1 protein-coding gene is annotated in these 1,971 nt (G+C 66.0%); it reads right to left on the bottom strand.

What is annotated here, in order from left to right:
- Positions 1 to 1,971 (bottom strand): amino acid adenylation domain-containing protein (locus GDH07_RS32180; RefSeq protein WP_152899895.1); only part of this gene is annotated, 1,971 nt, incomplete at both ends.

The following is a 1,971-nucleotide window of genomic DNA, read 5'->3' as shown; positions in this document are numbered from 1 at the left end:
CTTGAGCAGCACCGACTGGTTCCAGTGATGCCGCTCCGGTACCGGAGTCTCGAAGAACCATTGCTGGATCGGCAGCAGCGCGGTCGTGCCGCGTACCGGGCCCTGGTCGATCTGCAAACCGCCCTCGCCCTGCTCCGCCACCGTCGCCAGACCTTGCACCGTCTGGTGCTGGAACAGCTCCTTCGGCGTGAAGCGAATACCCGCCTGGCGGGCGCGGCTGACCACCTGGATCGAGATGATCGAGTCGCCGCCCAGTTCGAAGAAGTTGTCGGTGACGCCCACCCGCTCAAGCTTCAGCACATCGGCCCAGATCGCGGCGATCTGTTGCTCCAGCTCGTTTTGCGGCGCCACGTAGGTCTGCTGCATCAGCTGCGCATCGACCTTGGGCAGCGACTTGCGGTCCAGCTTGCCGTTCGGTGTCAGCGGCAGTGCTTCGAGGAACAGCAGGTAGGTCGGCACCATGTAGTCCGGCAGGTTCTCCCGCAGGCGCGCCTTGATGCTCTCGCGCAGTTGCGCCTGGCGCTCGTTGCTCAACGCCACCTCGGCGTCCACCGGCACGATGTAGCCCACCAGTTGCTGGCCGCTCGGCCCTGGCTGGGCGATCACCGCCACTTCCAGCACCGAGTCCTGCTCCAGCAGGCGCGCTTCGATCTCGCCCAGTTCGATGCGGAAGCCCCGTACCTTCACCTGGTGGTCGACACGCCCCACATACTCCACCAGGCCGTCGGTACGGTAGCGGGTCAGGTCGCCGCTGCGGTACAACCGGGCACCGCCGGTGCTGTAGGGATCAGGGATAAAACGCTCGGCTGTCAGCCCCGGACGATCCAGGTAACCCCGGGCCACGCCCAGGCCGCCCAGGTACAGCTCGCCCGCCACGCCCACCGGCAACAGGTTGAGGTTGGCATCGGCCACATAGGCGCTACGGTTGCCGACGATGTTGCCGATCGGCGCATAAGCCGCATCGCACGGGTCCCCCGCCTTGGCCTTCCAGATCAACGGCGTAACCACCGTCTCGGTCGGGCCGTAGCCGTTGAAGATGTACTTCGGACGCAGCACCCGCCAGGCCAGGTCATAGCTGGCCTGTGGCACGGCATCGCCGCCGAAGCAGTAGACCCGCACCGCCGGCGGATTGCCGTCGCGCTCGGCGTGTACCGCCAGTTGCTGCAGGTACACCGGCGGGAACACACCGACGGTGACGCCGTAGCGATGCATCTGTTCGTAGGTGAATTCCGGCGACCACACACTGTCGTCGCGGATCAGCACGCTGGCACCGTAGATCAGCGGGTGCATCCAGCCTTCGTGGGAGCCGTCGAAGGCGAAGGACATGAAGTGCAGCTCGCAATCCGCCGGGCTCATTTCATAACGCTCGCCGGTGGCCAGGCTGTGCATGGCCAGCGGGCCATGGGACACCGCCACGCCCTTGGGCAAGCCGGTGGAGCCAGAGGTGTAGATCACATAGGCGAGGTTCTCCTCGGCCAGATCCACTTGCGGGGCGCTCGCCGGATAACCGGCGAAATCGGCCGCGCCTTCGACGCTGAGGGTCGGCAAACCATCCGGGATCGGCAAGCGCTCCAGCAGGTGATCCTGGGTCAGCAGCAGCCACGCGCCGCTGTCCTGCATCATGTAGCGCAGGCGGTCCTGGGGGTATTCGATGTCCAGCGGCACATAGACCCCACCGGCCTTGAGCACCGCCAGGAAGGCCACCATGATCTCCGCGCAGCGCGGCATGGCGATGGCCACCCGCACCTCCGGGCCCACTCCCAGCTCGATCAGCTTGTGCGCCAGTTGGTTGGCTTGCGTATCCAGCTCGCGGTAGCTCAGGCGTTGCTCGGCGAAGAACACCGCTGGCGCATCCGGAGCCTTGGCCGCCTGGTCGGCGAACAGTTGATGGACAAAGCGGTGAGTCGGGTAGACCACATCGGTGTGGTCCCACTCCTCGCGGATGCGCCGCTGCTCGTCCTGGTTCAGCAT

The organism is Pseudomonas piscis (assembly GCF_009380155.1).
In the GTDB taxonomy this organism is placed as follows: domain Bacteria; phylum Pseudomonadota; class Gammaproteobacteria; order Pseudomonadales; family Pseudomonadaceae; genus Aquipseudomonas; species Aquipseudomonas piscis.
The sequence above is the reverse complement of the archived record's forward strand: the minus strand, read 5'-3'. Positions and strand labels throughout refer to the sequence as shown.